General features: G+C 69.7%; 22 protein-coding genes, 1 tRNA gene and 1 pseudogene. 14 read left to right on the top strand and 10 right to left on the bottom strand.

The features are described from left to right. Positions 1 to 42: 42 nt before the first annotated feature. On the bottom strand, positions 43 to 1,365 hold the full coding sequence (locus tag AMK10_RS33920; RefSeq protein WP_073753162.1) for a sensor histidine kinase: 1,323 nt from the start codon (positions 1,363 to 1,365) through the stop codon (positions 43 to 45). Between the two features lie 155 nt (positions 1,366 to 1,520). On the opposite strand from AMK10_RS33920, the gene AMK10_RS33925 reads away from it, so the two are divergent. The 7 genes from AMK10_RS33925 to AMK10_RS33955 all read left to right on the top strand — a co-directional run bounded on the left by AMK10_RS33925 (position 1,521) and on the right by AMK10_RS33955 (position 7,198). Continuing rightward, positions 1,521 to 2,393 (top strand): hypothetical protein, encoded by an 873-nt coding sequence (locus AMK10_RS33925; RefSeq protein ID WP_073753163.1) that lies wholly within the window; start codon positions 1,521 to 1,523, stop codon positions 2,391 to 2,393. A gap of 11 nt (positions 2,394 to 2,404) precedes the next feature. Continuing rightward, positions 2,405 to 2,475, top strand: a tRNA-Gln gene (locus AMK10_RS33930). A gap of 108 nt (positions 2,476 to 2,583) precedes the next feature. Then, entirely contained in the window at positions 2,584 to 4,032 is a 1,449-nt protein-coding gene (gene glmU / locus AMK10_RS33935) for a bifunctional UDP-N-acetylglucosamine diphosphorylase/glucosamine-1-phosphate N-acetyltransferase GlmU (protein ID WP_073753164.1), read from the top strand. A 119-nt stretch (positions 4,033 to 4,151) separates the two neighbouring features. Continuing rightward, complete coding sequence (locus AMK10_RS33940; protein ID WP_073753165.1) at positions 4,152 to 5,129, top strand: ribose-phosphate diphosphokinase; 978 nt, start codon at positions 4,152 to 4,154, stop codon at positions 5,127 to 5,129. Positions 5,130 to 5,360: 231 nt separating this feature from the next. Then, the gene (locus AMK10_RS33945) at positions 5,361 to 5,948 is read left to right on the top strand and encodes a 50S ribosomal protein L25/general stress protein Ctc (protein WP_073753166.1); all 588 of its coding nucleotides are present in this window, start codon (positions 5,361 to 5,363) and stop codon (positions 5,946 to 5,948) included. 110 nt (positions 5,949 to 6,058) lie between these two features. Continuing rightward, positions 6,059 to 6,652 (top strand): aminoacyl-tRNA hydrolase, encoded by a 594-nt coding sequence (gene pth, locus AMK10_RS33950; protein WP_073753167.1) that lies wholly within the window; start codon positions 6,059 to 6,061, stop codon positions 6,650 to 6,652. 75 nt (positions 6,653 to 6,727) lie between these two features. Next, positions 6,728 to 7,198 carry a hypothetical protein gene (locus AMK10_RS33955; protein ID WP_073753168.1) on the top strand — a complete coding sequence of 157 codons (471 nt, stop codon included), beginning with the start codon at positions 6,728 to 6,730 and terminating at the stop codon, positions 7,196 to 7,198. 50 nt (positions 7,199 to 7,248) lie between these two features. On the opposite strand, the gene ppc is transcribed toward AMK10_RS33955, so the two are convergent. Further along, entirely contained in the window at positions 7,249 to 9,978 is a 2,730-nt protein-coding gene (ppc, locus tag AMK10_RS33960; protein WP_073753169.1) for a phosphoenolpyruvate carboxylase, read from the bottom strand. 315 nt (positions 9,979 to 10,293) lie between these two features. On the opposite strand from ppc, the gene AMK10_RS33965 reads away from it, so the two are divergent. The 3 genes from AMK10_RS33965 to AMK10_RS33975 all read left to right on the top strand — a co-directional run bounded on the left by AMK10_RS33965 (position 10,294) and on the right by AMK10_RS33975 (position 12,669). Next, positions 10,294 to 11,280 (top strand): acyl-CoA desaturase, encoded by a 987-nt coding sequence (locus tag AMK10_RS33965; RefSeq protein WP_073753170.1) that lies wholly within the window; start codon positions 10,294 to 10,296, stop codon positions 11,278 to 11,280. Continuing rightward, a complete protein-coding gene (locus AMK10_RS33970) occupies positions 11,277 to 11,963 on the top strand; it encodes a TetR/AcrR family transcriptional regulator (protein WP_073753171.1) in 687 nt (228 codons plus the stop codon). Before AMK10_RS33965 ends, AMK10_RS33970 begins: the two co-directional genes overlap by 4 nt. Before the next feature lie 103 nt (positions 11,964 to 12,066). Further along, positions 12,067 to 12,669: a Uma2 family endonuclease gene (locus AMK10_RS33975; protein ID WP_073753172.1), complete on the top strand. Its 603-nt coding sequence runs from the start codon at positions 12,067 to 12,069 to the stop codon at positions 12,667 to 12,669. Positions 12,670 to 12,673: 4 nt separating this feature from the next. On the opposite strand, the gene AMK10_RS33980 is transcribed toward AMK10_RS33975, so the two are convergent. Next, positions 12,674 to 13,471 (bottom strand): trans-aconitate 2-methyltransferase, encoded by a 798-nt coding sequence (locus tag AMK10_RS33980; protein ID WP_073753173.1) that lies wholly within the window; start codon positions 13,469 to 13,471, stop codon positions 12,674 to 12,676. Between the two features lie 88 nt (positions 13,472 to 13,559). Here AMK10_RS33980 and AMK10_RS33985 point away from each other — a divergent pair, with 88 nt between their 5' ends. Next, positions 13,560 to 14,057 carry a MarR family winged helix-turn-helix transcriptional regulator gene (locus AMK10_RS33985; protein ID WP_073753174.1) on the top strand — a complete coding sequence of 166 codons (498 nt, stop codon included), beginning with the start codon at positions 13,560 to 13,562 and terminating at the stop codon, positions 14,055 to 14,057. Here AMK10_RS33985 and AMK10_RS33990 read toward each other — a convergent pair. Continuing rightward, entirely contained in the window at positions 14,016 to 14,813 is a 798-nt protein-coding gene (locus tag AMK10_RS33990; protein WP_198959852.1) for a response regulator transcription factor, read from the bottom strand. The two genes, AMK10_RS33985 and AMK10_RS33990, sit on opposite strands and share 42 nt — an antisense overlap. A 272-nt stretch (positions 14,814 to 15,085) precedes the next feature. Here AMK10_RS33990 and AMK10_RS33995 point away from each other — a divergent pair. Next, positions 15,086 to 15,523: pseudogene (locus tag AMK10_RS33995) on the top strand (GNAT family N-acetyltransferase); the annotation flags it as partial. On the opposite strand, the gene galK reads toward AMK10_RS33995, so the two are convergent. The 3 genes from galK to galT are packed head-to-tail and all read right to left on the bottom strand — an operon-like array spanning position 15,513 to position 18,705. Next, entirely contained in the window at positions 15,513 to 16,688 is a 1,176-nt protein-coding gene (galK, locus tag AMK10_RS34000; RefSeq protein WP_073753177.1) for a galactokinase, read from the bottom strand. The pseudogene AMK10_RS33995 and the gene galK overlap by 11 nt on opposite strands. Beyond that, on the bottom strand, positions 16,685 to 17,665 hold the full coding sequence (gene galE, locus AMK10_RS34005) for a UDP-glucose 4-epimerase GalE (RefSeq protein ID WP_073753178.1): 981 nt from the start codon (positions 17,663 to 17,665) through the stop codon (positions 16,685 to 16,687). Before galE ends, galK begins: the two co-directional genes overlap by 4 nt. Beyond that, a complete protein-coding gene (galT, locus tag AMK10_RS34010; RefSeq protein WP_073753179.1) occupies positions 17,662 to 18,705 on the bottom strand; it encodes a galactose-1-phosphate uridylyltransferase in 1,044 nt (347 codons plus the stop codon). The genes galE and galT overlap by 4 nt, the downstream gene beginning before the upstream one ends. A gap of 237 nt (positions 18,706 to 18,942) precedes the next feature. On the opposite strand from galT, the gene AMK10_RS34015 reads away from it, so the two are divergent. Beyond that, positions 18,943 to 20,613, top strand: coding sequence for a sodium:solute symporter family protein (locus AMK10_RS34015; protein ID WP_073753180.1), 1,671 nt, complete (start codon positions 18,943 to 18,945; stop codon positions 20,611 to 20,613). Between the two features lie 15 nt (positions 20,614 to 20,628). Beyond that, positions 20,629 to 20,916, top strand: coding sequence for a hypothetical protein (locus AMK10_RS34020; RefSeq protein ID WP_073753181.1), 288 nt, complete (start codon positions 20,629 to 20,631; stop codon positions 20,914 to 20,916). A 52-nt stretch (positions 20,917 to 20,968) separates the two neighbouring features. Here AMK10_RS34020 and AMK10_RS34025 read toward each other — a convergent pair whose 3' ends face one another. The 3 genes from AMK10_RS34025 to AMK10_RS34035 form a co-directional block, all read right to left on the bottom strand. Then, positions 20,969 to 21,661, bottom strand: coding sequence for a helix-turn-helix transcriptional regulator (locus tag AMK10_RS34025; protein WP_073753182.1), 693 nt, complete (start codon positions 21,659 to 21,661; stop codon positions 20,969 to 20,971). Between the two features lie 244 nt (positions 21,662 to 21,905). Then, on the bottom strand, positions 21,906 to 23,801 hold the full coding sequence (locus tag AMK10_RS34030) for an outer membrane protein assembly factor BamB family protein (protein ID WP_073753183.1): 1,896 nt from the start codon (positions 23,799 to 23,801) through the stop codon (positions 21,906 to 21,908). A 58-nt stretch (positions 23,802 to 23,859) separates the two neighbouring features. Continuing rightward, the gene (locus AMK10_RS34035; protein WP_198959853.1) at positions 23,860 to 25,740 is read right to left on the bottom strand and encodes an outer membrane protein assembly factor BamB family protein; all 1,881 of its coding nucleotides are present in this window, start codon (positions 25,738 to 25,740) and stop codon (positions 23,860 to 23,862) included. Positions 25,741 to 25,935: the final 195 nt, after the last annotated feature.

Below are 25,935 nucleotides of genomic sequence, written 5' to 3' on the forward strand. Positions count from 1 at the left end.
CGGTGAGGACCGCACAGGCCTCGGGGAAGGCCCCCCACGCCCTCAGACCGCCGTCGCCCCGCCGTCCGGCAGCACCGCCGACACCCGGAAACCCCCCGCGTCCGTCGGCCCCGACACGAACACACCCCCGAGCCCGAGCACCCGCTCCCGCATCCCGACCAGACCGTTACCCCCGCTCGGCAGACCCGCGTCCGCCGCCGCACCGTCCGACGGACCGTTCTCCACCTGCATCGCCACCTCGGACCCCCGATGCGCGAGCCGCACCCACGTCCTCGCCCCCGCCGCATGCTTGTGGACATTCGTCAACGCTTCCTGCACCACCCGGTACGCGGTCTGCTCCACCTCCGGGGCATACGGACGCAGCTCCCCCTCCACCGACAGCTCCACCGTCATCCCCGCATCCCGGGACTGCGCCACCAGCACCTCCACCTCACGCAGACGCGGCCCGTCCTCCACCAGCACCTCCGCGACCTCCGCGGCAGCACGCCCCACCGACGCCAGCGGCACCCGGCCCGACCGCGGGGCCACCAGCGCGTCCCCGCTCCGCAGCACCCCGAGCATCTCCCGCAGCTCCGTCAGCGCCTGCCGGCCCATGTCGCCCACCAGCGCCGCGTTGCGCACCGCCTTCGCCGGATCCTTCGGAGCCACCGCCTGCAACGCCGCCGCGTGCACCACCATCAGACTCACCCGGTGCGCCACCACGTCGTGCATCTCCCGGGCGATCCGCGTCCGCTCCTCCGTACGCGCCCACTCGGCCCGCTCCTCCGCACGGTCCGCCAGCAGCGACAGCTCCCGCTCCAGCGAATCCGCGCGCTCCCGCAGGCTCTCCATCAGCCTGCGCCTGGCCCCGATGTAGAGCCCGAAGAGCACGGAGGGCGCCGTCAGCCCCAGCGACATGAAGAGGGACACCACCGGGACGTACCAGAACCCGGGCCCGAAGTCGGCGTGGGCGTCCACACTCTGCCGGAGCCGCACGTACGACACGATGAACGTGCCGACCAGCGTCATCCCCGTCAGCACGACCGTGATCCGGCGCGGGACGTCGGACGCCGCCAGGGTGTACAGCCCGACGATCCCCATCAGGAAGCCCATCTCGGCCGGCGTCGTCGCGATCGACACCAGCACCACGGCGATCGGCCACCGCCTGCGCAGCACCAGCACCGACCCCGCCGCCAGCCCGAAGAGCACCGCCAGCGGCACCGGCAGCCCGGTGTCCCCGGCGAACTCCACCCCCTCCAGCGCACACTCCAGCGCCGAAAGAAGCGCCAGTCCCACGTCCAGGGCGACACTGCGCCGCCGCTCCCACCACCAGTAGCCGCGGGTGGTCTGCCCCGCCGCTTCCTGGTCTGCCCCCGTTGCGGTCATGGCATCCAGCGTACGGGCGGGCGCATCTCTTTTTCCGGAGACTCCAAGAGCACAGAAAGTGACTGGTCAAGCCGTAAACGTAGGTAATCGCACGATCCGGTGAACCGAGCATCCTTTCGCCCCGGGACGTCCGCATTCCGGACGACGCTGTCCGTCTGACACATGCCAGTGGCAAGTACGCGGACTTCGAGGGGCTGCGGGAGAAGGCGGTCGCGCTGCGGCGAGAGGGCCTCAGCCGCCGCCAGATCCGAGACAGGCTGCACGTCGACAACAACGACATCCTGAACCGCCTCTTGGAGGGCGAGCCCGCCCCGGAGTGGACGAAGCGCCCCAACGCGAAGGACGACCTGCGAGCCAAGGCCCGGGAGCTGCGGCTCCAGGGGATGACCTACGACCAGATCCAAGTCGAGCTGGGGTGCTCCAAGGGGTCCATCTCGCTCTGGGTCCGGGACCTGCCGAAGCCGACCCGGAAACGAACACGAGAAGAAGCGTCTGCCATCGCACGACGCGGCTGGGAAGCCACCCTCCAGCGACGTGAAGCAGAACGCCAGACGACGAAGCGGGACGCAGCGGCCGAGTTCGCGACCATGACCGACCGAGAGCTGTTCGCCATCGGGGTCGCGCTCTACTGGGCAGAGGGCTCCAAATCCAAACCTCACCGACCCCAGGAGAGGGTCACGTTCATCAACAGCGACCCGGACATGATCTCGGCGTACCTCACATGGCTACGCCTCCTGGGCGTACCACCGGAACACCTCCGGTTCCACGTACACATCCACGAGACCGCCGACGTCGCGGCCGCAGAGCACTACTGGGCCGACCTCACAGGCGCCGCGCCGACCGCGTTCGGTAAGACCACGCTCAAGAAGCACTCCCCGAAGACGAACCGGAAGAACACGGGGGAGGGCTACCGGGGTTGCCTCGTGGTCCGAGTTCTGAAAAGTGCGGACCTGTACCGTCGCATCGAGGGCTCGTGGTGCGGCATAGTAGGGGCTGCACTCAAGTCCGAGGAGCGAAAACGGATATAGGTGCCAAACCATCCCGGGTCGTCTAATGGTAGGACAAATAGTTTTGGTCTATTGAATGAGGGTTCGATTCCTTCCCCGGGAGCACCTCATGCGGGCCCCGACCTCACCGGTCGGGGCCCGCGCTCGTTTCGGGCATATACGCCCCCGGTATCCTGCGGATGTCCACCACCCGAAGCCGAAGGGCACATCCGTGAGCGCCATCAGCCCGGCCGCCGTCGTCGTCCTCGCAGCGGGTGAGGGCACCCGCATGAAGTCGAAGACCCCCAAGGTCCTGCACGAGATCTCCGGGCGCTCGCTCGTCGGACATGTCGTCGCCGCCTCCCGTGAGCTCGACCCCCGGCACCTCGTCGTGGTCGTAGGCCACGCCAGCGAGCAGGTCACCGCTCACCTCTCCGCCGGGGAGACCCCCGTACGCACGGCGTACCAGGCCGAGCAGAACGGAACCGGCCACGCCGTCCGCATGGCTCTCGAGGAGCTCGGCGGGACCGTCGAGGGCACCGTGATCGTGGTCTGCGGCGACACCCCCCTGCTCTCCGGCGAGACGCTCTCCGCACTGGCCGCCACCCACGCCGCCGACGCGAACGCCGTCACCGTGCTGAGCGCCGAGGTCCCGGACTCGACCGGCTACGGCCGGATCGTCCGTGACGCGGCCACCGGTGCCGTCACCGAGATCGTCGAGCACAAGGACGCCACCGACGCCCAGCGCGCGATCCGGGAGATCAACTCCGGCGTCTTCGCCTTCGACGGCCGGCTGCTGAGCGAGGCCCTCGGCAAGGTGCGCACGGACAACAGCCAGGGCGAGGAGTACCTCACCGACGTGCTGTCGATCCTGCGTGAGGACGGGCACCGTGTGGGGGCCTCGGTGGCGGGCGACCACCGGGAGATCCTGGGCATCAACAACAGGCTCCAGCTCTCCGAGGCCCGGCGGCTGCTCAACGAGCGGCTGCTGGAGCGGGCGATGCTGGCCGGCGTGACGGTCGTGGACCCGGCGTCGACCCTGATCGACGCGACGGTGACGTACGAGCGTGACGCGATCGTGCACCCCGGTACACAGCTGCTCGGCTCGACCCACCTCGCGGAGGACTCCGAGGTCGGCCCGAACTCTCGCCTGAAGGACACCGTGGTCCACGCGGGCGCCCGGGTGGACAACACGGTCTCCGACGGCGCCGAGGTGGGCCCGGGGGCGACCGTGGGTCCGTTCGCCTATCTGCGGCCCGGGACGCGGCTCGGCGCGAAGGCGAAGGCCGGGACGTACGTCGAGATGAAGAACGCGACGATCGGCGAGGGCACGAAGGTGCCGCACCTGAGCTATGTCGGGGACGCGACGATCGGCGACCACACGAACATCGGCGCCGCGAGCGTCTTCGTGAACTACGACGGGGTGGCCAAGCACCACACCACGATCGGGTCCCACTGCCGGACCGGGTCGGACAATATGTTTGTGGCGCCTGTCACGGTGGGGGACGGCGTTTACACGGCCGCCGGTTCGGTCATCACCAAGGATGTGCCGGCAGGTTCGCTGGCCGTCGCCCGGGGCCAGCAGCGGAATATCGAGGGCTGGGTCGCCCGGAAGCGTCCCGGGAGCGCGGCGGCTCAGGCCGCTCAGGCTGCCGCACGGGAGACCGACGGCGAAAGCTGACCGGAAACAGGTGCGCCAAAGGCGGCGTACCGTGATAGATGCTCACCCATTTCGGCTGGCTCGTCGCACATCGGGACACATGCGTGCGGTGCCAGATACACGTCTGAGGAGACTGTGCTGTGACCGGGATCAAGACGACCGGCGAGAAGAAACTGATGCTCTTCTCCGGCCGCGCCCACCCCGAGCTGGCCGAGGAGGTCGCGCACCAGCTGGGTGTCGGCCTCGTGCCGACGAAGGCCTTCGATTTCGCCAACGGTGAGATCTACGTCCGCTTCCAGGAGTCCGCCCGTGGCGCCGACTGCTTCCTGATCCAGAGCCACACGGCTCCGATCAACAAGTGGATCATGGAGCAGCTGATCATGCTGGACGCGCTGAAGCGTGCGTCGGCGCGGTCGGTGACGGTGATCGTGCCGTTCTACGGTTACGCCCGTCAGGACAAGAAGCACCGTGGCCGTGAGCCGATCTCGGCCCGCCTGGTGGCGGACCTGATGAAGACGGCGGGTGCGGACCGTGTCCTCACGGTCGATCTGCACACGGACCAGATCCAGGGCTTCTTCGACGGTCCGGTGGACCACCTGTTCGCGCTGCCGATCCTGGCGGACTACGTGGGTGCGAAGGTCGACCGGTCGAAGCTGACGGTGGTCTCCCCGGACGCGGGCCGGGTGCGGGTCGCGGACCGCTGGTGCGACCGTCTGGACGCGCCGCTGGCGATCGTGCACAAGCGCCGCGACAAGGACGTGCCGAACCAGGTCAGCGTCCACGAGGTCGTCGGTAACGTCGAGGGCCGGGTGTGTGTCCTGGTCGACGACATGATCGACACGGGTGGCACGATCTGTGCCGCTGCGGACGCGCTGTTCGCGCACGGTGCCGAGGACGTCATAGTGACGGCGACGCACGGGGTGCTCTCCGGCCCCGCCGCGGACCGTCTGAAGAACTCGAAGGTGAGCGAGTTCGTGTTCACGGACACGCTGCCGACGCCGGGCGAGCTGGAGATCGACAAGATCACGGTGCTCTCGATCGCGCCGACGATCGCGCGTGCGGTGCGTGAGGTGTTCGAGGACGGTTCGGTGACGAGCCTCTTCGAGGAGCAGGGCTGATCACCTTCGGGTGACCTCCCTCCGGAGGGCGATCCCCGGACGACCGCCTGCGGGTGATCGACTTTGGGTGCGGCCTCCCCGCCGGGTAGACTCAGTGAGTTGCTCGGCGAGGGAGGCCGTTCTCATGCGTGGTCATGGGAATCGGTGGTCCGTTATCGACGCGCTCTTCGTAGCAGGCCTGTCGTGGGCCGGGTGACCATCGGTTTTTCGTCACCTTACGAGGAGTGCAGCATGGCTGAGATCAAGCTCGACGCAACGGTCCGTACGGAGTTCGGCAAGGGCGCTGCCCGTCGTACCCGTCGTGCCAACCTGGTTCCCGGTGTGGTCTACGGCCACGGTGCCGAGCCGGTTCACATCAACCTGCCGGGTCACGAGCTGCTTCTCGCGCTCCGTACGGCGAACGTCCTGATCGGTCTCGAGATCGACGGCAAGGACGCCCTGGTGATCCCGAAGGCTGTGCAGCGCAACGCCCTCAAGGGCAACATCGAGCACGTCGACCTGCTGACCGTGAAGCGCGGCGAGAAGGTCAACGTCGAGATCGCGGTGCACGCCGAGGGCGACCTGGCGCCGGGTGCCAACCTGCTGGAGTACGTGCAGAACACCCTGCTCGTCGAGGCCGAGGCCACCCACATCCCCGAGTCGGTCACGGTCTCCGTCGCCGGTCTGGACGCGGGTGACTCGATCGTCGCCAAGGACATCGAGCTGCCCAAGGGTGCCGTGCTTGCCGGTGACGAGGACGCCATCGTGCTCCAGGTCGTGGCCGCGCAGGCCGAGGAGGCCCCGGCCGAGGGCGCCGAGACCGAGGCTGCCGAGGCCTGAGCCTCGCCCCACCTGCTTGACTGACGGGGTGGCGGTTCCCTTCCGGGGTTCCGCCGCCCCGTTTCCCTGTTTCGACCTGTGTGTACGCACTGCGAGGAGACCGAGCTCTGATGTCCGACGCCACCGACCCCTGGCTGATCGTGGGCCTCGGCAATCCCGGCCCCGACTACGCGGCGAACCGGCACAATGTCGGGTTCATGGTCGCCGATCTTCTCGCGGAGCGGATCGGGGGCTCGTTCAAGCGGGCCCAGAAGGCTCAGGCGCAGGTGCTGGAGGGGCGGATCGGCCCGCCGGGGCCGTCGAGCCGCCGGGTGGTGCTGGTGAAGCCGATGTCGTACATGAATCTGTCGGGTGGTCCGGTGACGGCGTTGCGGGACTTCTACAAGGTCCCCACGGATCATGTGGTGGCGGTGCATGACGAGCTGGACATCGACTTCGGGATGCTGCGGCTGAAGCTGGGCGGCGGTGACAACGGGCACAACGGGCTGAAGTCGATGACGAAGGCGATGGGTCCGGATTATCACCGGGTGCGTTTCGGGATCGGCCGGCCGCCGGGGCGGATGCAGGTCGCGGATTTCGTGCTGAAGGATTTCTCGGGTGCGGAGCGCAAGGAGCTCGCGTATCTGGTGGACCGGGCGGCGGATGCGGTGGAGTCGTTGCTGGACGAGGGGCTGGAGCGGGCTCAGTCGGCGTACAACTCCTGACATTCCTGTCGGTAGTTGGGTGTTTTTCGGCCACAGGTTGACCGAGGGGAGCGCTCTGCCCAAGGATCGGCGTCCATGAAGCGGAGTTCCTCGCACCGGATGCTGGCTCATGGCCGTACGTTCGCCGCGGGCTGTGTCGTCCTGTTGCTGCTGGTCGCAGGTGTGTGGGCGTCGTGGGACACGGCGCACCACATAGTCCTGGCCAAGGGTCGTGAGCACGGCACGATGGTGGTGACGGAGTGCGGTGAGGACGCGTGCTCGGGGTCGTTCTCGCCCGACGCGGATGCGCAGGACCGGTCCGAGGTGAGGATCGAGCGGTCGGTGGCGGCGCAGAAGGGCGACCGTTTCCCCGTGGTGGTGAAGCCCGGCACGGGTGATGTGGTGAGGACGGGTGTGCCGGGCTTTCTGCATGCCTGGGTGCCGCTGGGCGGGGCGCTGCTGATGGCCGCGCTGATGATCGGCGGAGGGCTGCGGCTGACGCGGACGGCGTGGGGTACGGGAACGGCGGGTGCGGTCCTGTTGATGGCGACGTTCGTCGCTCTCTGACAGGTCCGCACCCGCCGTTCTTCGTCACGGGCCGGCGGTGCCGGTGTTCGTCAGCCGGTGTTGCGCAGGCCTGCGGCGACGCCGTTCACGGTGAGCAGTAGGGCGCGGGCGAGCAGCGGGTCGGGCTCCTCGCCGCGTTCGGCGGCCTGGCGCTGGCGGGCGAGCAGGGAGACCTGGAGGTAGGAGATCGGGTCCAGGTAGGCGTCGCGGATGGCGAAGGTCTGCTGGAGCACCGGGTTGGTGTCGAGGAGTTCCTTGCCGCCGGTGATCTTGAGGACTTCCTGGACGGTGAGCGCGTGCTCGGCCTCGATGACGTCGAAGACGTGCTTGAGCTCGTCGGGGACGAGGGTGTCGACGTAGTGCCTGGCGATGCGCAGGTCGGTCTTGGCCAGGGTCATCTCGACGTTGGAGAGGAAGTTCTGGAAGAAGTGCCACTGTTCGTGCATTTCTTCGAGGACGGTGTCGAGTCCGGCTTCGCGCAGGGCCTTGAGACCTGAGCCGACGCCGAACCAGCCGGGGACGATCTGGCGGGACTGGGTCCAGCCGAAGACCCACGGGATGGCGCGGAGTCCGTCGAGCGAGACGCCCGAGCCGGGGCGGCGGGAGGGCCGCGAGCCGAGGTGGAGGTCGGCGAGCTGGTCCACCGGGGTGGAGGCGAGGAAGTAGGTCGGCAGGTCGGGGTCCTCGACCAGCTTGCGGTAGGCGGCGTGGGCGGCGTCGGAGACGGTGTCCATGGCCGCGTCCCAGCGGGCGAGCGCCTCGTCGGACTGGCGGGGTGCGGTGTGGAGTGCGGAGGCCTGGAGGGTGGCGGCGACGGTCAGTTCCAGGTTCTCGCGGGCGAGGGCGGGGATGAGGTACTTGTCGGAGATGACCTCGCCCTGTTCGGTGACCTTGATCTCGCCCTCGAGGGTGCCCCAGGGCTGGGCGAGGATCGCGTCGTGCGAGGGGCCGCCGCCGCGGCCGACGGTGCCGCCGCGGCCGTGGAAGAGGCGCAGGCGTACGCCGTAGCGGTGGGCGACGTCGCGGAGGCGGCGCTGGGCGCGGTGGATCTCCCACTGGGAGGTGGTGATGCCGCCGAACTTGGAGGAGTCGGAGTAGCCGAGCATGACCTCCTGGACGTCACCGCGCAGGGACACGAGGCGTCGGTACGAGGGGTCGGCGAGCATTTCGTCGAGGATGACGTCGGCCGCGCGGAGTTCGTCGGTGGTTTCGAGGAGGGGGACGATGCCGATCTTGGCCCAGCCGGCGTGGAGGTCGATGAGTCCGGCCTCGCGGGCGAGGACGGCGGCGGCGAAGACGTCGTCGGCGCCCTGGCACATCGAGATGATGTAGGACTCGATGACTTCGGGGCCGAAGCGCTCGAAGGCCTGCTTGATGGTGTGGAAGACGCCGAGGGTCTTCTCGCCGGCGGCGTCGAGCGGGGCCGGGGTGGGGGCGAGGGGGCGGCGGGAGCGGAGTTCCTTGGCGAGGAGCTTCTGCCGGTAGTCGCGGGGCATGTCGGTGTAGCGCCAGGATTCTTCGCCGAGGCGGTCGAAGAGCTGGCCGAGCGCGTGGTGGTGGGCGTCGGCGTGTTCGCGGACGTCCATGGTGGCGAGCTGGAGGCCGAACGCGGTGAGGGTGCGGATGGTGCGGTCCATGCGGCCGTCGGCGAAGAGTCCGCCGCGGTGTTCGCGCAGGGAGGTCTGGATGAGGGCCAGGTCGGCGATGAGTTCGGCGGTGCCGAGGTAGTCGCAGCCGGGGCGGTGCGCGGTGCCGGCGGCGAGGCGCTCGCGGGTGTTGACGAGCTTCTGGCGGACGCAGGTGGCCTTGAGGCGGTAGGGCTCCTCGGCGTTCAGCCGCTTGTAGCGGGGGCTGATCTCGGGGAGGCGTTCCAGGTCGGTCTGGAGCGAGGTGAGGAGCTCGTCGGTGGCTCCGGTGTAGCGGATGGAGTTGGAGAGCAGTCCGCGCAGCTGGTCGACGAGTTCGAGGGCGTCGGTGATGCCGTGCTCGTGCTGGAGGATCAGCACGTCCCAGGTGACGGCGGGCGTCACGTTGGGGTTGCCGTCGCGGTCGCCGCCGATCCAGGTGCCGAAGGTGAGGGGGCGGGTGCCGGCGGGGAGTTCGACGCCGACGCGCTCGAGTTCGGCGGCCAGGTCCTCCAGGACGTCGCCCACGGCGTTGGCGTGGAGTTCGTCGAGGTAGTAGATGGCGTTGCGGGCTTCGTCGGCGGGCTCGGGGCGGACGACGCGGAGTTCGTCGGTCTGCCAGATGAGGTCGATGTTCTCGGCCAGGCGGATGTCCTGGCGTCGGCGGTCGGCCTCGATGACGGGGGTTTCGAGGAGCTCGGCGATGCGGCGGAGCTTGTTGAGCACCGAGCGGCGTGCGGCCTCGGTGGGGTGTGCGGTGAAGACCGGCCGGACGTTGAGGTTCTTGACCGTCTCGCGCAGGTGGTCGGGGTCGGCGTCCTTGAGGCGGTCGGCGGTGCGGGCGAGGAGTCCGCCCTCGGCGGCCCGGCGGTCGCGCATCTCGTGGGCGCGGTGGACCTGCTCGGTGACGTTGGCGAGGTGGAAGTAGGTGGAGAAGGCGCGCACGAGCTGTGCGGCGGTCTCCAGGTCCGTGTCGCCGAGGAGTTCGGCTGCTGCCTCGCCGTCCTCGCGGGTCAGGGCGCGGACGCGCTCGACGAGGTCGAGGAGGTCCTGGCCCTCCTGTCGTACGAGGGTCTCGCCCAGCAGGTCGCCGAGGCGGCGGATGTCGGCCCGCAGTTCGGTGCTGGCGGCGGGGGTCTGGTCGGCACTGCTCACAGTGTGCGGCTCCTTGCAGTGGTTGAGCACGTCTGTCAGGGGGGCCGGGGCGCTCGCGGTGCTGACGGGTCACCCCGGATATGCAGAGTGCGGACCGCGCTGTCCGACCCACCCAGGATAGGTGTCCTCGGGGCGGGCGTGCTCGTTGCCCTTGGGGGTGGTCGGTCGTGGTGTCGCGGGCCGGTTCCCCCAAGGGTTGGAGCGGCGCCGCTCTCGTGTCGCGGGCCTGGTCGCTGCCATACTTACGTTGCCGTAGGTTACGCATGCGTAGCCTACTCATTTCGTCATATTTCCTCACCCCACGGGGGACTCCCGATGCCCACCAGTCCCGATGTGATCGACGACGGCCTGCCGGCGGCGGCAGGCGGTACCTCCGCGCCCTCCGCCACGCTGGGTGGTGACAAGAAGCGTTCGGTCGAGCAGATCGCGCTGCTGCTGTTCATCGTGGTGCCGTTCGCGGCTCTGGTCGCGGCGGTGCCGCTGGCCTGGGGCCGTGGTGTCAGCTGGCTCGATCTGGGTCTGCTGGTCTTCATGTACTACTGGGGCTGCCACGGCGTGACGATCGGTTTCCACCGCTACTTCACCCATGGCTCCTTCAAGGCGAAGCGTCCGCTCCGTATCACCCTGGCCGTCGCGGGTTCGATGGCGGTGGAGGGTCCGCTGGTGCGGTGGGTGGCCGATCACCGCAAGCACCACCGGTTCTCCGACGCGGAGGGCGACCCGCATTCGCCGTGGCGGTTCGGCGAGAACCTGCCGGCGCTGGTGAAGGGCCTGTGGTGGGCCCACATCGGCTGGATGTTCAACGAGGAGCAGACCCCGCAGCAGAAGTACGCCCCGGACCTGGTCAGGGACCCGGCGATCCGTGCGATCTCGCGTCACTTCCTGAGCTTCACGATTCTGTCGCTGGCGATTCCTCCGCTGGTCGGCGGTCTGGTCACGATGTCGTGGTGGGGTGCCTTCACCGCGTTCTTCTGGGGTTCGCTGGTCCGTGTCGCGCTCCTTCACCACGTGACGTGGTCGATCAACTCGATCTGTCACGCGGTCGGCAAGCGGCCCTTCAAGTCGCGTGACCGGTCGGGGAACGTGTGGTGGCTCGCGGTCCTCTCGTGCGGCGAGTCCTGGCACAACCTGCACCACGCGGATCCGACGAGCGCGCGCCACGGGGTGATGCGGGGCCAGATCGATTCCAGTGCCCGGCTGATCCGCTGGTTCGAGAAGCTGGGCTGGGCGCACGACGTGCGGTGGCCCGATGCCTCGCGTATCGCCTCCCGGCGCAAGCCCGCGGCCGCCGACCCGGCATGATTGACGACGTGGCGACCGACGGAAGCACCAGCGGCGAGAAGAGCATGCCTGCCCCCACGCGACGGGCCCGGCGGGTCCGCATGACGGGTAAGGAGCGCCGGGAGCAACTGCTCGACATCGGCCGCACCCTGTTCGCCGACAAGGGGTTCGAGGGCACCTCGGTGGAGGAGATCGCGGCGCGCGCCGGGGTCTCCAAGCCGGTGGTGTACGAGCACTTCGGCGGCAAGGAGGGCCTGTACGCCGTGGTGGTCGACCGTGAGATGCGCCAGCTGCTGGACCTGGTGACGGGGGCGCTCACGGCGGGGCATCCGCGCGAGCTGCTGGAGCAGGCCGCTTTCGCGCTGCTCGACTACATCGAGACGTACACGGACGGTTTCCGGATCCTGGTGCGTGATTCGCCGGTCGCGCAGTCCACGGGCACCTTCGCGTCGCTGATCAGCGACATCGCGACGCAGGTCGAGGACATCCTGGGCCTGGAGTTCAAGGCCCGGGGCTTCGACCCGAAGCTGGCCCCGCTGTACGCCCAGGCACTGGTCGGGATGGTCGCGCTGACCGGCCAGTGGTGGCTGGACGTGCGGAAGCCGAAGAAGGCGGAGGTCGCCGCCCATCTGGTGAATCTGGCGTGGCACGGGCTGGAGAACCTGGAGTCGAAGCCGCGTCTGATAGGGCACCGGAAGAGCTGAGCCCGGCCGCGGTGCGCGCGTGATCACTCGTTGTGATGACGGGGTCGCGAACCGGACCTTACTGTGGTGGGGCAGGACCAGAATCCCGTCCATGGGAGGAACCATGACCGCCGAGCCGATCACCGGGCACAGCAGCCGCTGGCCGGTGCCCCCGCAGGACGGATACACCGTGGACGACCTGTTCACGCTGCCTGATCTCCCGCCGCACACGGAATTGCTCGACGGGAGCCTGGTCTTTGTGAGTCCGCAGCGCATCTTTCACAGCCGCATGATCGACCTGCTGACCTACGGGCTTCGCAGCGGTGCGCCGCGCGAGCTGAAGGTCGTCAGGGAGATGACAGTCGTCCTCGACCGGCGCAACGCGCCCGAGCCGGATCTGTGTGTCGTCCGGGCCGAGGCGGTCACCGGGCCGGAGCTGACGCGTTTCGAGGCGGCGGACGTGCTCCTCGCCGTCGAGGTGGTCTCCCCCGACTCCGAGGCCCGGGACCGTGACGCCAAGCCGCAGAAGTACGCGGCGGCGGGCATCTTGAACTTCTGGCTGGTCGAGATGGCCGGCAGCGACAAGCACCCGGTCGTGCGGGTCTACGAGCTGGACCCGGTGAACAAGACGTACGCCCTGACGGGCATCCACCACGACCGGCTCAAGGCCGGTGTTCCCTTCCCCGTCGATGTCGACATCTCGCCGGAGGCCCTCGACGCGCTCTGAGCGCTCACCCGGCGGTGCGGGCCACCGCGAAGATCCTGCGGAACGGGAACACCGTGCCGTGCGGGCCGGCCGGGTAGGCGGTGCGGAGCCGGTCGCGGTATTCGGCGAGGAAGGCGTCGCGGGCCTGGGGGTCGTCCGCGAGGGCGTCGAGGAGGGGGCGCAGGCCGGTGCCCTTGACCCAGTCGAGGACGGGGTCCTCGCCCTGGAGGAGGTGCAGATAGGTGGTCTCCCAGACGTCGACGGTGCGGCCGGGCGCGGTGAGGTGTTCCAGGTAGACGGCGGGGCTGTGCACGGCGTCACCGTGGCGCAGGAGGCCGCCGAGGCGCCCCTGCCAGCGGGGGGATCCGGCCAGTTCGCGCATGAGGGTGTGGCTGGGGGCGTCGAAGTTGCCGGGCACCTGGAAGGCGAGCGTGCCGCCGGGGGCGAGGGCGTCCAGCCAGCGCGGGAAGCGGCCGGTGTGGCCGGGGACCCACTGGAGCAGGGCGTTGGAGACGATCAGGCCGTACGTCTCCGTGGGCTCCCAGGTGCCGGCGTCGGCCTCGGCGAAGTCGAGGAGGGGTCCGGCATGGGTGCGGGCGCGCTCCAGCATCTGCGGGGAGTTGTCGTAGCCGGTGACGCGGGCCTCCGGCCAGCGGGCGGCGAGGAGGGCGGTGACGTTGCCCGCGCCGCAGCCGAGGTCGGCGATGCGGGGTGCGGGCTCATGGGGCAGAGGGCCGATCCTGGCCAGGAGGTCGTGGAAGGGGCGGGTGCGGTGGTCGGCGTGGCGGAGGTATTGGCGGGGGTCCCAGGTGGGTGCGGTCATGGGATCAGGATCACCAAGAAAATATCTTGATGTCAAGACACTTGAATTCAAGAGACTTCATGTCGAGGGACCATCTACACTGATCGACATGGAGGACGAGGTCGACCGACTGGTCGCTGCATGGCGCCGTGAGCGCCCCGACCTCGACGTGGAACCACTCGAGGTCCTGAGCCGCGTCTCCCGCCTGGCCCGGCACCTGGACCGGGCCCGCAGGATCGCCTTCGCGGAGCACCACCTGGAGCCCTGGGAGTTCGACGTCCTGACGTCCCTGCGGCGCGCGGGTGCCCCGTACCAGCTCTCCCCCGGCCAGCTCCTGACCCAGACGCTGGTCACCTCGGGCACGATGACGAACCGCATCGACCGGCTCACCAAGAAGAATCTGGTGGAGCGGCTGCCCGACCCGAGCGACCGCCGCGGTGTCCTGGTGCGGCTGACCGACCTCGGCCGCGACAAGGCCGACCAGTCGCTGGCCGGACTGCTCGACCAGGAGCGGGCCATCCTGGGCGAGCTCTCCCACCAGCAGCGGTCCGAACTGGCCGGGCTGCTACGCCAGTTGACCGCCCCGTTCGACAACATCCCCGGTTAGCGGCGCCGGGCCCACCCCGGCCCGCCTGGCCAGCGCCACGGCGGCGAGCGTCGAGTGCACGCCCAGCTTGCCCAGCACGTTCTGCATGTGGGTCCGCACGGTGTGCGGGGACAGGAAGAGCCGCTCCGCGACCGCCTTGCGGCCCAGGCCCGCCACCATGCAGCGCAGCACCTCCCGCTCGCGCGGGGTCAGCGACTCCACGAGCTGCTCGCTCTCGGTGCGGTGCTTGCGGGCCGCCGTCAGCTCCCGCAGGACCCCGGTCAGCAGGGCGGCCGGCAGATGCGTCTCGTCGCGCAGCACACCCCGTATGACCGTCAGCAGCCGCTGGAGCGAGCAGTCCTTGGCGACCCAGCCCGACGCGCCGGCCTGGAGCGCCATCGCCGCCCTGCGGGGGTCGTCCCGCTCGGCCAGCACCACCGTGCGGATGTGCGGCTGGGTCGCACGCACCCCCGTCACCAGTGAGATGCCGTCCACCGGGCCGCCCGGGCCGGGCCCGCCGTCCGGTGCGGCTCGCGGCGCGGGCACGGTGCGGACGCCGTTCGCGGCGAGGATGCCCAGCTCGGCGTCGACCAGCATCACGTCGTAACGCCGCCCCTCGGCGGACGCGCGCTCCAGACAGCGCAGCGCGGCGGGACCGCTGCCCGCCGCCGACACGTCGACGTCCGGTTCGGCCGCCAGCGCGGCGGCGAGGGACTCGGCAAAGATGCGGTGGTCGTCGACCACCAGAACCCGGATACGCGCCACAGACACCCCCATGCTGTGTGAACTCCTGGGGCGCCCCGTGAATGGCCGGCCCCGACGAGGACGGGGACCACGGCGGACACGACACCCGGAGCACTCCGGTGAACCGCAGGCCCACGGCCGCCGCCGTGTGCCGGCCGCCACCCGCCCCGGGCGTCGTATCCGACTGTCTCGTCCCCTGAAACGACACCGGCCCCCACCGGTGCTGAGCATCAGCGTACGGAAGCGGGTGGGCGCCGGAAGGCGATTCGCGGAACTGACCACCCGAGGTGTTTAGGGTGTTGTTCATGTTCCGTCTTGAGACAGAAGTAGACAAGGAACGTCGTATTCTGCTGGGCCGTCGGCTGCACGACGACAACAGGGACGGATCACCGCAGCTGCGCGCCCTGCACTCCACCCCGGCCGAGCACGAACTGCCGCTGGAGATATGGCTGCTGGACGACGAGGGCGCGCTGGCCGGCGGGCTGAGCGGGCGGACCTGGGCGCACTGGCTCCATGTGGACCTGCTCTGGGTGGACGCCCGCCACCGTGGCCTGGGCCACGGTGCGCGGCTGCTCGCCGAGGCGGAGCGCCTCGCCCGCGACGACCGGTCCTGCACCCGGTCCCGGCTGGAGACCTGGGACTTCCAGGCCCCCGGCTTCTACCGGAACCAGGGGTACGAGGTGGTCGGCGCGGTCGAGGACTATCCGCCCGGCGTCGTGGAGTTCATCTTCGTCAAGCAGCTGGAACCAGCCGCCGGCCACCGGCCGAGGGAACGGCGGGGAAGACTCCTGGGGCGGCGTAACCGGCGGAAGTGAAGGCCTCCGTCACGGCCTTGGCGACGGTGTCCGCCGCCGCCTCCTCGACCAGGACGACCGCCGAGCCGCCGAAGCCGCCCCCGGTCATTCTCGCGCCGAGCGCCCCTGCCTCGTTCGCGGCCGAGACCACGAGGTCCAGTTCGGGGCAGGAGACCCGCAGATCGTCGCGGAGCGAGACGTGCCCCTCGTTGAGCACCGGGCCCGCCGCGCGCACCTCGCCCGCGTCGAGCAGCGCGATGACCTGCTCGACCCGGCGGTTGTCGCTCACCACATGGCGGACGTAGCGCACGACGGACTCGTCCTCGTCCGACGCCCGGAGCTTGTCCAGCGCGGCCTCCAGACCCTCGTACGGAAGGTCGCGGAGGGTGCCGATGCCGAGCGCCCTGGCTCCCGCCTCGCAGCCGGCCCGGCGCTCCGCGTACGCGCCGTCGCCCAGGGCGTGCTTGACCCGGGTGTCGACGACGAGCAGCTGGAGCCCGTGCGCGGCCAGGTCGAAGGGGACCTGGCGCTGGGTGAGGTCGCGGGTGTCGAGGTGCAGGGCGTGGCCCTCGGTGCAGCACGCGGAGGCCATCTGGTCCATGACACCGCAGGGCACACCGACGAAGGCGTTCTCGGCTCGCTGGCCGAGCACCGCGATCTCCGGTGCGCTCAGGCCGAGTTCGAAGAGGTCGTTGAGCGCGAGCGCGGTGACGACCTCCAGTGCGGCCGACGAGGAGAGTCCGGCGCCCACCGGGACGGTGGAGGTGAGCTGGATGTCCGCGCCGGTGACCGGGTGCCCGGCCTCGCGCAGCGCCCAGACGACCCCGGCGGGGTAGGCGGCCCAGCCGTGGCCGGAGTGCGGGGTCAGCTCGTCGACGCGGAGGGAGACGACGCCACCCGGTACGTCGGTGGAGTGCAGCCGCAGCTGTCCGTCGGTGCGGCGGGCGACGGCCGCGCGGGCGGTGTGCGGGAGGGCGAGCGGCATGACGAAGCCGTCGTTGAAGTCGGTGTACTCACCGATCAGGTTCACTCGTCCGGGTGCTGCCCAGATCCCCTCGGGCGCGCTCCCGTAGAGCTCGGTGAAGGAGGCGGTCAGCTCGGCGTTGTCGGTCATGGTGCGGTGGGCTCCTCTCGGCGGGCGAACGTCCACGCGTCGGCGACGATGGCGGCCAGGTCGGCGCGCGACGGCTTCCAGCCGAGCCGCTCCCTGGCGGTGGCGGCGGAGGCGACGAGGACGGCCGGGTCGCCGCCGCGCCGGGGGGCCGCGGTCTCGGGGACCGGGTGGCCGGTGACCTGGCGGACGGTCTCGATGACCTCGCGTACGGAGAAGCCGTTGCCGTTGCCGAGGTTGCAGATGAGGTGCTCGCCCGCGGTGGCGTTCTCCAGGGCCAGCAGATGGGCCTCGGCGAGGTCGGCGACATGGATGTAGTCGCGTACGCAGGTGCCGTCCGGGGTCGGGTAGTCGTCGCCGTACACGGAGATCGACTCGCGCTGCCCGAGGGCGACCTGGAGGACCAGCGGGATGAGGTGCGACTCGGGGCTGTGGCGCTCGCCGCAGCTGCCGTAGGCGCCCGCGACGTTGAAGTAGCGCAGGGAGACCGCGGCCAGCCCGTGGGCGGTCGCCTCACCGGTGATCATGTGGTCCACGGCGAGCTTGGAGGCGCCGTAGGGGCTGGTGGGCGCGGTCGGGTCGGTCTCCGTGATGGGGCTGGAGACCGGCTCGCCGTAGGTCGCCGCGGTGGAGGAGAAGACCAGCGTCCGGACCCCGGCGTCGCGCATGGCGGCGAGCAGGGCGGTGGTGCCGCCGACGTTGTTGACCCAGTACTTCTCCGGGTCGACGACGGACTCGCCGACCTGGGAGTACGCCGCGAAGTGCAGCACTCCGTCGTAGGAGGCGTCCAGCCATTCGGCGGCGTCCTGGATGCGGCCCTCGATGAACTCGGCGCCCTCGGGGACGCCCTCGCGGAAGCCGGTCGACAGGTCGTCCAGGACGGTCACGGTGTGGCCGGCCTCCAGCAGATGCGCGGCGACGACACTGCCGACGTATCCCGCACCACCCGTCACCAGGTACTTCTTGCCGGTGCTGCTCATTCGCTCGCTACCTCTCGCAGTCGCTGGGCCGCGGCCTCCGGCGGCACGTCGTTGATGAAGACGCCCATGCCGGACTCGGAGCCCGCGAGGAACTTCAGCTTGCCGGAGGTCCGCCTGATGGTGAAAAGCTCCAGGTGCAGTCCGAACTCCTCGCGGCCGGGCGCCCTGAAGGGCGCCTGGTGCCAGGCCGAGATGTACGGGGTCGGCGGCTCGCCGGGGCCGAAGATCCGGTCGAATCGCCTCAAGAGTTCCAGATAGATCTGTGGGAACTCTGTGCGGGCGTCCTGGTCGAGTTCCCGCAGGTCGGGCACGCGGCGGCGCGGGTGGAGGTGGACCTCGTAGGGCCAGTGCGCGGCGTACGGGACGAAGGCGACCCAGTGCTCGCCCTCCAGGACGACGCGGTCGCCGTCGGCGAGTTCGCGGGCGACGACGTCGTCGAAGAGGTTGCGGCCGGTGTCGGCGCGGTGGCTCTCCATCGAGCGCAGCATCTGCTCGGTGCGCGGGGTGACGAAGGGGTAGCCGTAGATCTGTCCGTGCGGGTGGCCGAGGGTGACGCCGATCTCGGCGCCCCGGTTCTCGAAGCAGAAGACCTGGGCGACCTGGGGGAGCTCGGCGAGGTCGGCGGTGCGGTCGGTCCAGGCCTCCAGGACGAGTGCGGCCTGTTCCTCGGTGAGGCCGGCGAAGGACACGTCGTGGTCGGAGGTGAAGCAGACGACCTCGCAGCGGCCGGAGTCCCCGGCGAGCGAGGGGAAGCGGTTCTCGAAGACGGCGACGTCGTAGCCGGAGTCGGGGATCTCGCTGAGCCTGCCCTCCTGCGAGGGGCAGAGCGGGCACTCGTCGGCCGGCGGGTGGTAGGTGCGCCCCTGCCGGTGGGAGGCGATCGCGACGGAGTCGCCGAGCAGCGGATCGCGGCGGATCTCCGAGGACGTCGAGACGGCGTCCAGGGGCCGCCGGTCGACGGCGTCGCGGACGGTGTCGTCCGCGGAGTCGTAGTAGATCAGCTCACGGCCGTCGGCGAGGGTCGTAACCGTCTTCTTCACCAGGCTCCTCCATGTAACGCCCTCTAAACAGAACCGCACATAACAAATCACAAGCCAACACGACAGTCAATGCCGCCGATTCCTGTGAACGGACAGTGACCGTGGGCCACCAGATCCGGACATATCAACCCGTGCGATCACGATCAAACAAAGAACGTCATGAGAGCTGTTCATTTTCTGAACACAAAGGCGTAGGTTCCGACGGGTTCAGTTCGCGCAACGAAGCGAGTACCCCCCATGCACTATCTGGCCGAAGGGCTCCGGCTCCCCACGAACGGGCTCGATTACACAATTCTGGCGATCTACTTCGTCGTGGTGCTCGGCATCGGCTTCGCCGCCCGGGCCAGTGTGAAGACCAGCCTCGACTTCTTCCTCTCCGGACGGTCACTGCCCGCATGGGTGACCGGTCTGGCCTTCGTCGCGGCGAATCTCGGTGCCACCGAGATCCTCGGCATGGCGGCGACCGGAGCGCAGTACGGCGTCGCGGTCGTCCACTGGTACTGGATCGGCGCCATCCCCGCCATGGTCTTCCTCGGCCTGGTGATGATGCCGTTCTACTACCGCTCGAAGGTCCGCTCCGTGCCGGAGTTCCTGCTCCAGCGCTTCGACAAGTCGGCGCACCTGCTGAGCTCCATACTCTTCGCCTTCGCGGCGATACTCATCGCGGGCGTGAACCTCTACGCCCTGTCGATCGTCGTGGAGGCGCTGCTCGGCTGGGACCGCTGGGTCGCGATCGTCGTCGCCGGTGTGTTCGTCCTGCTCTACATCACCATCGGCGGACTCTCCTCCGCGATCTACAACGAGGTGCTGCAGTTCTTCGTCATCCTCGCCGCCCTGATACCGCTGACCCTGCTGGGCCTCAAGCGCGTCGGCGGCTGGGACGGGCTCACCGGGTCGCTGGAGCGCAGTCACGGCGAGAACTTCCTCTCCGCCTGGGGCGGGACCGGCATCGGTGACGCCAACCCGCTCGGCGCCAACTGGCTGACGATCATCCTCGGCCTCGGCTTCGTGCTCTCCTTCGGCTACTGGACCACCAACTTCGCCGAGGTCCAGCGCGCCCTGTCCGCGAAGAACCTGTCCGCCGCCCAGCGCACCCCGCTGATCGCCGCGTTCCCGAAGATCTTCATCGTCTTCGTCGTGATGATCCCCGGCCTGGTCGCGGCGGTCGTCGTGCCCAGGATCGGCACGGCGGGATCGGACCTCACGTACAACGACGCCATCCCGGTCCTGATGCGGGAGCTCCTGCCCAACGGTGTGCTCGGCATCGCGGTGACCGGTCTGCTGGCCGCGTTCATGGCGGGTATGGCCGCCAACGTGTCGTCGTTCAACACGGTGTTCACCACGGACATCTGGCAGCGGTACGTGAAGAAGGACCAGCCGGACGAGTACTACCTGCGCTTCGGCCGGCTGATCACGGCCGTGGGTGTGCTGGCCTCGATCGGCACGGCGTTCATCGCCGCCAGCTTCTCCAACATCATGACGTACCTCCAGACGCTGTTCTCGTTCTTCAACGTCCCGATGTTCGTCGTCTTCATCATCGGCATGTTCTGGAAGCGCGCCTCGATGAAGTCCGGTGTCTGGGGCCTCGTCGCGGGCACCACGGCCGCGATGGTGAACTACTTCGTCATCTACAAGCAGGGCATCATCGACATCCCGTCCGACCAGGGCGCCAACTTCGTCTCCGCCATCGTCGGATTCGTCGCGGGTGCGGTCGTCATGGTCGCCGTCACCCTCTTCACCGCCCCCAAGCCGGAGGCCGAACTGGCCGGGCTGGTCTACGGGACGGAGTCCCCGGACGCCGACGAGGCACCGGAGGAGGGCGACAGCGCCTGGTACCGCAGGCCCGCCCTGCTCGGCTGGGGCGCCATCGTCCTCGCCGCCCTCTGCTACCTGCCCTACTCACTCTGATCGGAGGCACTCACCATGTCCGACCTGCACAAGGAAGTCTCCGCACTGGAGCGCAAGTCCGCGACCGCGGCCCGGCTCTTCGACATCCGGCGGATCATCGGCGGTCTCTTCGTGGTCTACGGAGTGATCGTCACCATCGCCGGCATCAACCCGTCCGACGCCGACCTGAAGAAGGCCGAGGGCGTCCACATCAACCTCTGGACCGGCCTGGCCATGCTGGCGCTCGGGCTCTTCTTCCTCGTCTGGATGAAGCTGCGCCCGGCCCAGGTGCCCGACGAGGCCCCGGACACACCGGAGAGCTGACCCCTACGCGGGAGAGCCGACCGGCACGAGCGGGGGCCGGACCGTCACGCGTTCACGCGAGGCCGTCCGGCCCCTGCGGCGTACCCGCCGCCCTGTCCAGCAGACCGGTGCGCGCCGCGAGCGCCGCGGCCTCCAGCCGGGAGCCGACGCCGAGCTTCATCAGCACCCGCTGGACGTGGGTGCGCGCGGTGCTCGGCGCGATCCCCATCCCGGCGGCGATCAGCCGGGTGTCCTCGCCCTCGGCGACCCGCACCAGCACCTCGACCTCGCGCGGGGTGAGCATCCGCAGCAGCCGCTGCCCCTCGTCGTCCGGCTGGACCGCCGGGTGCAGGAGCTCGGCGAACGCCCCCCGCAGCAGCTGCGGGGCGACGGCGGTCTCTCCGGCGCGGGCCTTGACCATCGCCCGTTCGACGCCCTCGATGCGCTCGTCGTGGCGTACGTAGCCGGCCGCACCCGCGGCGAAGGCCGCCGCGATCCCGCGCGGGCTCGGCACCGGGCCGAGCACCACCACCGCCACCTGCGGGCGTTCCCGTCCGATCCGCACGATCGGGTCGAACACGCCGGGTTCGGCGGGCGTCGCGGTGCCGAACAGACAGACCTCGGGTGCCCTGCTGACCACCAGCTCCGCGGACCCGGACGTCGGCGCGGCAGCGGCGAGCACCCTGTGCCCGCGCAGTTTCAGTGCCGAGGCGAGTGCCTCGGCGAGCAGGCGGTGGTCATCGACCACCATGAGCCGCACGCCCATCGAAAAGCCCCCATGTGTGCAGCGCCGTACCGCTGCGTAACCCTGAACAGGCCCCCCGGCCCCTCTGACCCGGCAAGCTACACGCTTGTTCGACGCTGTGCGCCCTCTACTGGGCAGAAGCCCCCCAGAATGCCGAATTCTGCGTTATTCAGGGCTACTTGCCCGTCGGAAAACGATCGGCCCTGCCGGTCGGATGATCAACCGGCAGGGCCGTCGGAACTCCCCGCGAACGGGGTCGTGCGGGTCAGACGGTGGTGAAGGACACCACGAGATACTGCTTGTCGTCCAGCGAACTGGCGCTCTTGCTGGGCTCGCTGATCATCTTCTCGGAGATGAACAGCCGCCCCTTCTCGTAGATGAACTCGGAGTAGTCGATGGAGAAGCTGGTCTCCGCGTCACGCACCGCCTCCGTGTCCGGGTTGACCATCAGCACGGTCTCCTTGAAGGTGGCGCCGTCGATGGAGACGACCTGGCCGCCCTTGTCGTACGGGGGCTCCTTGTACGCGATGATGTTGGAGCCGTCCATGCGCAGCGGGGTCAGTGTGTAGTCGTCGCCCGCGTCCGCCCTGCCGCCGAGGAGCTTGCCGGTGGTGAGGTCGAAGGCGACGATCTCGTTGGTGTCGCCGTACTCGCCGCCGCCGTCGTGCTCCTCGGTGGGCACGTACAGCTTGTTGTTGCCGACGGCCAGGGAGTGGCACGTCTCGACCTCGGTGGAGCCGCACTCCGCCGCGTACTTGTCCGCGTCGGCGGAGATCCGGACGATGAGCTTGCCGGTGGCCGCGTCGATCGAGAAGAAGTCCGAGATGCCGCTGCCGTCACCGGCGGTGTCACCGACGTCGGCCGCGACGACGAGCGGCTTCGTGGAGACGATGCTCGCGTACTCGACACCGGCCGGCATGGCGTACGAGGAGAGCGGTGCGCCCGTGTTCGGGTCCAGCGCCTGGATGGTGAGCTGCGGTTCGTCGTAGCTGCCGCACCTGCGCACGACCGCCAGGGCCTCGCCGCCGCCGTATCCCCGGTCCGAGCAGTTGTTGGTGTCGGCCTTCGGCTTCCAGAGCTCGGCACCGTCGGTGAGCTTGAAGGCCGCGCCGCCGCTGGTGCCGCCCGCGGCGACCGTGGTGCCGCTGAGCGTGATCTCGCTGAACCTGACGGGCTCGTCGCCGCCGGTCGTCGAGGTGACCGACTTGCTCCAGGCCAGCTTGCCGGTGGCCAGGTCGAGCGCGCCGACCTGGGTGCAGGAGGGGTACTTGTTCTCCGCGGTCGGCTTGCCGTCCTCGAAGACGATGGCCGTCCTGTAGTCCTTGCTCATGTGCCGGGAGGCGGCGCAGAGCTGACCGGTCAGCGGGATCGACCAGAGCTTGGTGCCCTTGGCGAGGTCGTAACCGACGATCTCGTACACGCCGGTCTTCACGTACGCCTTGTCGGTGACCCAGGAGCCGTCGACGGTCGTGGTGTCGGTGACCTTCGGGTGCGGGAGCTGGAAGCCGACCTTGGACGCGGTGTCGGCGGGGGCCTTCTCGCTGCCGCCGCCGAGTCCTCCGCTCTCGCCGCCCTTGTTCTCGCCACCGGTGGTTCCGGCGGACGACGCCTCGTCCTTCTTCCCGCTGTCACTGCCGTTGGAGGCGTAGATGACGCCGCCGCCGACGATCAGGACCACGGCGACGACCGCGGCGACGATGATCTTCGCCTGGGTGCCGAGCTTCTTGGCGCCGCCCGGCTGCGGGGTGGCGTACTGCGGCTGCATCGGGGCCGTCGGGTAGCCGTAACCCTGCTGCGGGGGCATGCCGTGCTGTCCGGGGGGCGGTCCCTGCGGGAAGCCGTAGCCGGGCTGGGTGGGCGGCTGTCCGGGGGGCGGCGCCTGCGGGTAGCCGTACGCGGGGTTCTGCGGCGGCTGTCCGGGCGGCGGCGTCTGCGGGGTGCCGTAGCCGCCGGCGGGCGGCGGGGTCGGGGCACCGTAACCACCGGCCGGCGGGGGCGGCGGGCTGCCGTAGCCACCCGCGGGCGGGGTCGGCGGCGCGGCCGAGGGCTGCTTGCCGAGCGGGTCGGCGGGCGGCGGGGTGGGGGCGCCGAATCCGCCGGGCGGCGGGTCCTGGGGGGCGCCGAATCCGCCCTGGGGCGGTTCGTTGGGCGGCTGGCTCATGGCGTACGTACCTCTGCGGGGTCTGAGAAGAAGGGGCTGCGGTTGCCGTGCTCGGCCGTCACTTGCCGAAGGCCATCATGGTCGTCTGCTCCTTCTCCTCCTCGTCGTTGCTCGCGCTGACGCGCTCGCTGACGATGAAGGAGCGGCCGCCCGCGTAGGCGATCGTCGAGGAGAAGAAGTTCTCGATCTGCGTCGTGGAGTCCGGGTGCTGGAGCACCACCTTGGGTGCGCCTCCGGTGGGCGCGATCGTCGCGATCGCCCCGCCCTTGTCGTACGAGGGCTCCAGGTAGACCAGCACGTTGCCGCCCTCCATGCGCAGCGGCTTCATGGTGCGCTCGGCGGGGGCGGCGGCCTTCCACTTGGGCTTGCCGGTGTTGAGGTCGAAGGCGATGACCTTGTTGGTGCGGCCGGTGCCGCTGGTGTCGTCCTCGGTCATCATGTAGAAGGTGTTCGCGTCGGCGGCGAGACCGGTGCAGCCTTCGAGCTTCTGGCCGAAGATCGCGAAGTCGTGGCCGCAGTCGACGGAGAACTTGTCCTCCTTGTCACCGACCAGCTGGGAACGGAGCGTTCCGTTCTCCTTGAGCGCGAGGATCGACCACTTCTTCTCCTCGGGCTGGGTCAGCGAGACGACGAGCGGGCTCACCGAGTAGACCTTGTCGACCTCCCAGCCCCGCTTCGGCTTGTACGTCCACTTGGGCTTTCCGGTGGTCGGGTCGACCTCCTGGACCTGGTGCTGAGGGTTGTTCACGTCGTCCGTACGGCAGCTGGACGCGGCGATCAGCTTGGGCCCGCCGGCGAAGGCGAACGGCTGGCAGTTGCCCGACGGCTTGCCGAACAGCTCCTTGCCGTCGCTGACCCGGTAGGCGTTGGAGTTGCTGGTGCGGCCCACGGTCACGGTGTCCCCGCTGATCGCGAGGCCGATGTCCGAGAGCAGGTCCCAGGTGCCGTTCTTCGTGATCGACTTCTTCCAGCCGGCCTTGCCGGTGTTCAGGTCGATCATCTGGAGGTCGGCGCAGTCGGCCTTGTCCGTGGTGCCGTTCTTCACGCCGATGACGATCTTGCCGTCGGCGGTGGCCGTCGCGGGTGCCGCGCACATGTCGGCGGGCAGCGCGAGATTCCACTTCTTCTTGCCGTCGGCCACCGAATAGCCGGAGACCGAGCGGTACATGCCCTTGACCAGGGTGTCCCCGACGATCCACGGGCCGTACACGTCGGCGCCGTTGCGCGGCAGGTCGACGTCGTTCGTCGTCAGCCAGAGGACCTTGGCCTCGCCCGCCTTGCGGCCGGCGTTGAGGTCGTCCTCGGCCTCGCGACCGTCGCCCTTGCCGTCGCCCTGGTCGACGGTGGGCGAACCGGTCGGTTCGGGGGCGCCGCTGCTCGTCTTCGCGACGGGCTTCTTCGGGTCGTCCCCGCCGCTCGTGGCGAGGAAGATGCCGCCGCCCACGACGAGGAGCGCGGCGAGAGCCGCGCCGATGACGACGGCGGGCTTGCCCTTGAAGGGGCCTCCGCCGGAGCCGCCCGGGGCGGTCGGCGCGCCGGGGTACTGCTGCTGCGGATAGCCGTAACCGCCGGGCGGCTGCTGCCCGTAGGGGCCGGGCTGCTGGCCGTACGGACCGGGCTGCTGGCCGTACGGACCGGGCTGCTGCGCGTACGGACCCGACGGTGCGCCGTAGGGGCCGGGCTGCTGGGCGTACGGACCGGGGGCGGCCTGGGGCTGGCCGGGTGCCTGCGGGTAGCCGTAACCGGGCTGCGCGCCGGGTGCCTGCGGATAGCCGTAGCCCGGCTGCGTGGGCGGCGGCGTCTGAGGGGGCGTGGGCGGCATCTGCGGCGGAGCCGCCGGAGGTGTCGGCGGCTGCTGGGGCGGCTGAGGAGTGCCCTGCGGGTCCTGCGGAACCCCGGAGCCCCCCTGCGGCGGTTGCTGGCTGGGCGGCTGGGTCATCAGCACGTCCCCCTTCGTGCGGTCCGGTGCCCGGTTCGGTCTCCCCCGCGATTCCGCTGGGCTCAGAGGGCCGGATACGAGAACTCTCTGAATTCCCCCCGGAAAGGAGCGAATCGGGCATGGCTTCCGCGGCGTCAAGACAGTCGAGCGGGGCTTCTTTGTACCACCCGCACCATGGAGGGCACCGGATCGGTC

Origin of the sequence: Streptomyces sp. CB02058 (assembly GCF_001905505.1) — a bacterium.
GTDB lineage: Bacteria > Actinomycetota > Actinomycetes > Streptomycetales > Streptomycetaceae > Streptomyces.

Bases quoted from the DNA above. Each gene is read 5' to 3' on its own strand.
- AMK10_RS34030 (WP_073753183.1), bottom strand. From the start codon at position 23,801: ATGAGCCAGCCGCCCAACGAACCGCCCCAGGGCGGATTCGGCGCCCCC.
- AMK10_RS34035 (WP_198959853.1), bottom strand. From the start codon at position 25,740: ATGACCCAGCCGCCCAGCCAGCAACCGCCGCAGGGGGGCTCCGGGGTT.
- AMK10_RS33945 (WP_073753166.1), top strand. From the start codon at position 5,361: ATGGCTGAGATCAAGCTCGACGCAACGGTCCGTACGGAGTTCGGCAAG.
- AMK10_RS33970 (WP_073753171.1), top strand. From the start codon at position 11,277: ATGATTGACGACGTGGCGACCGACGGAAGCACCAGCGGCGAGAAGAGC.
- AMK10_RS33955 (WP_073753168.1), top strand. From the start codon at position 6,728: ATGAAGCGGAGTTCCTCGCACCGGATGCTGGCTCATGGCCGTACGTTC.
- galE (WP_073753178.1), bottom strand. From the start codon at position 17,665: ATGAGCAGCACCGGCAAGAAGTACCTGGTGACGGGTGGTGCGGGATAC.
- AMK10_RS33990 (WP_198959852.1), bottom strand. From the start codon at position 14,813: ATGGGGGTGTCTGTGGCGCGTATCCGGGTTCTGGTGGTCGACGACCAC.
- AMK10_RS34015 (WP_073753180.1), top strand. From the start codon at position 18,943: ATGCACTATCTGGCCGAAGGGCTCCGGCTCCCCACGAACGGGCTCGAT.
- AMK10_RS33985 (WP_073753174.1), top strand. From the start codon at position 13,560: ATGGAGGACGAGGTCGACCGACTGGTCGCTGCATGGCGCCGTGAGCGC.
- pth (WP_073753167.1), top strand. From the start codon at position 6,059: ATGTCCGACGCCACCGACCCCTGGCTGATCGTGGGCCTCGGCAATCCC.
- AMK10_RS33920 (WP_073753162.1), bottom strand. From the start codon at position 1,365: ATGACCGCAACGGGGGCAGACCAGGAAGCGGCGGGGCAGACCACCCGC.
- AMK10_RS33975 (WP_073753172.1), top strand. From the start codon at position 12,067: ATGACCGCCGAGCCGATCACCGGGCACAGCAGCCGCTGGCCGGTGCCC.
- AMK10_RS34025 (WP_073753182.1), bottom strand. From the start codon at position 21,661: ATGGGCGTGCGGCTCATGGTGGTCGATGACCACCGCCTGCTCGCCGAG.
- galK (WP_073753177.1), bottom strand. From the start codon at position 16,688: ATGACCGACAACGCCGAGCTGACCGCCTCCTTCACCGAGCTCTACGGG.
- AMK10_RS33965 (WP_073753170.1), top strand. From the start codon at position 10,294: ATGCCCACCAGTCCCGATGTGATCGACGACGGCCTGCCGGCGGCGGCA.
- AMK10_RS33980 (WP_073753173.1), bottom strand. From the start codon at position 13,471: ATGACCGCACCCACCTGGGACCCCCGCCAATACCTCCGCCACGCCGAC.
- AMK10_RS34020 (WP_073753181.1), top strand. From the start codon at position 20,629: ATGTCCGACCTGCACAAGGAAGTCTCCGCACTGGAGCGCAAGTCCGCG.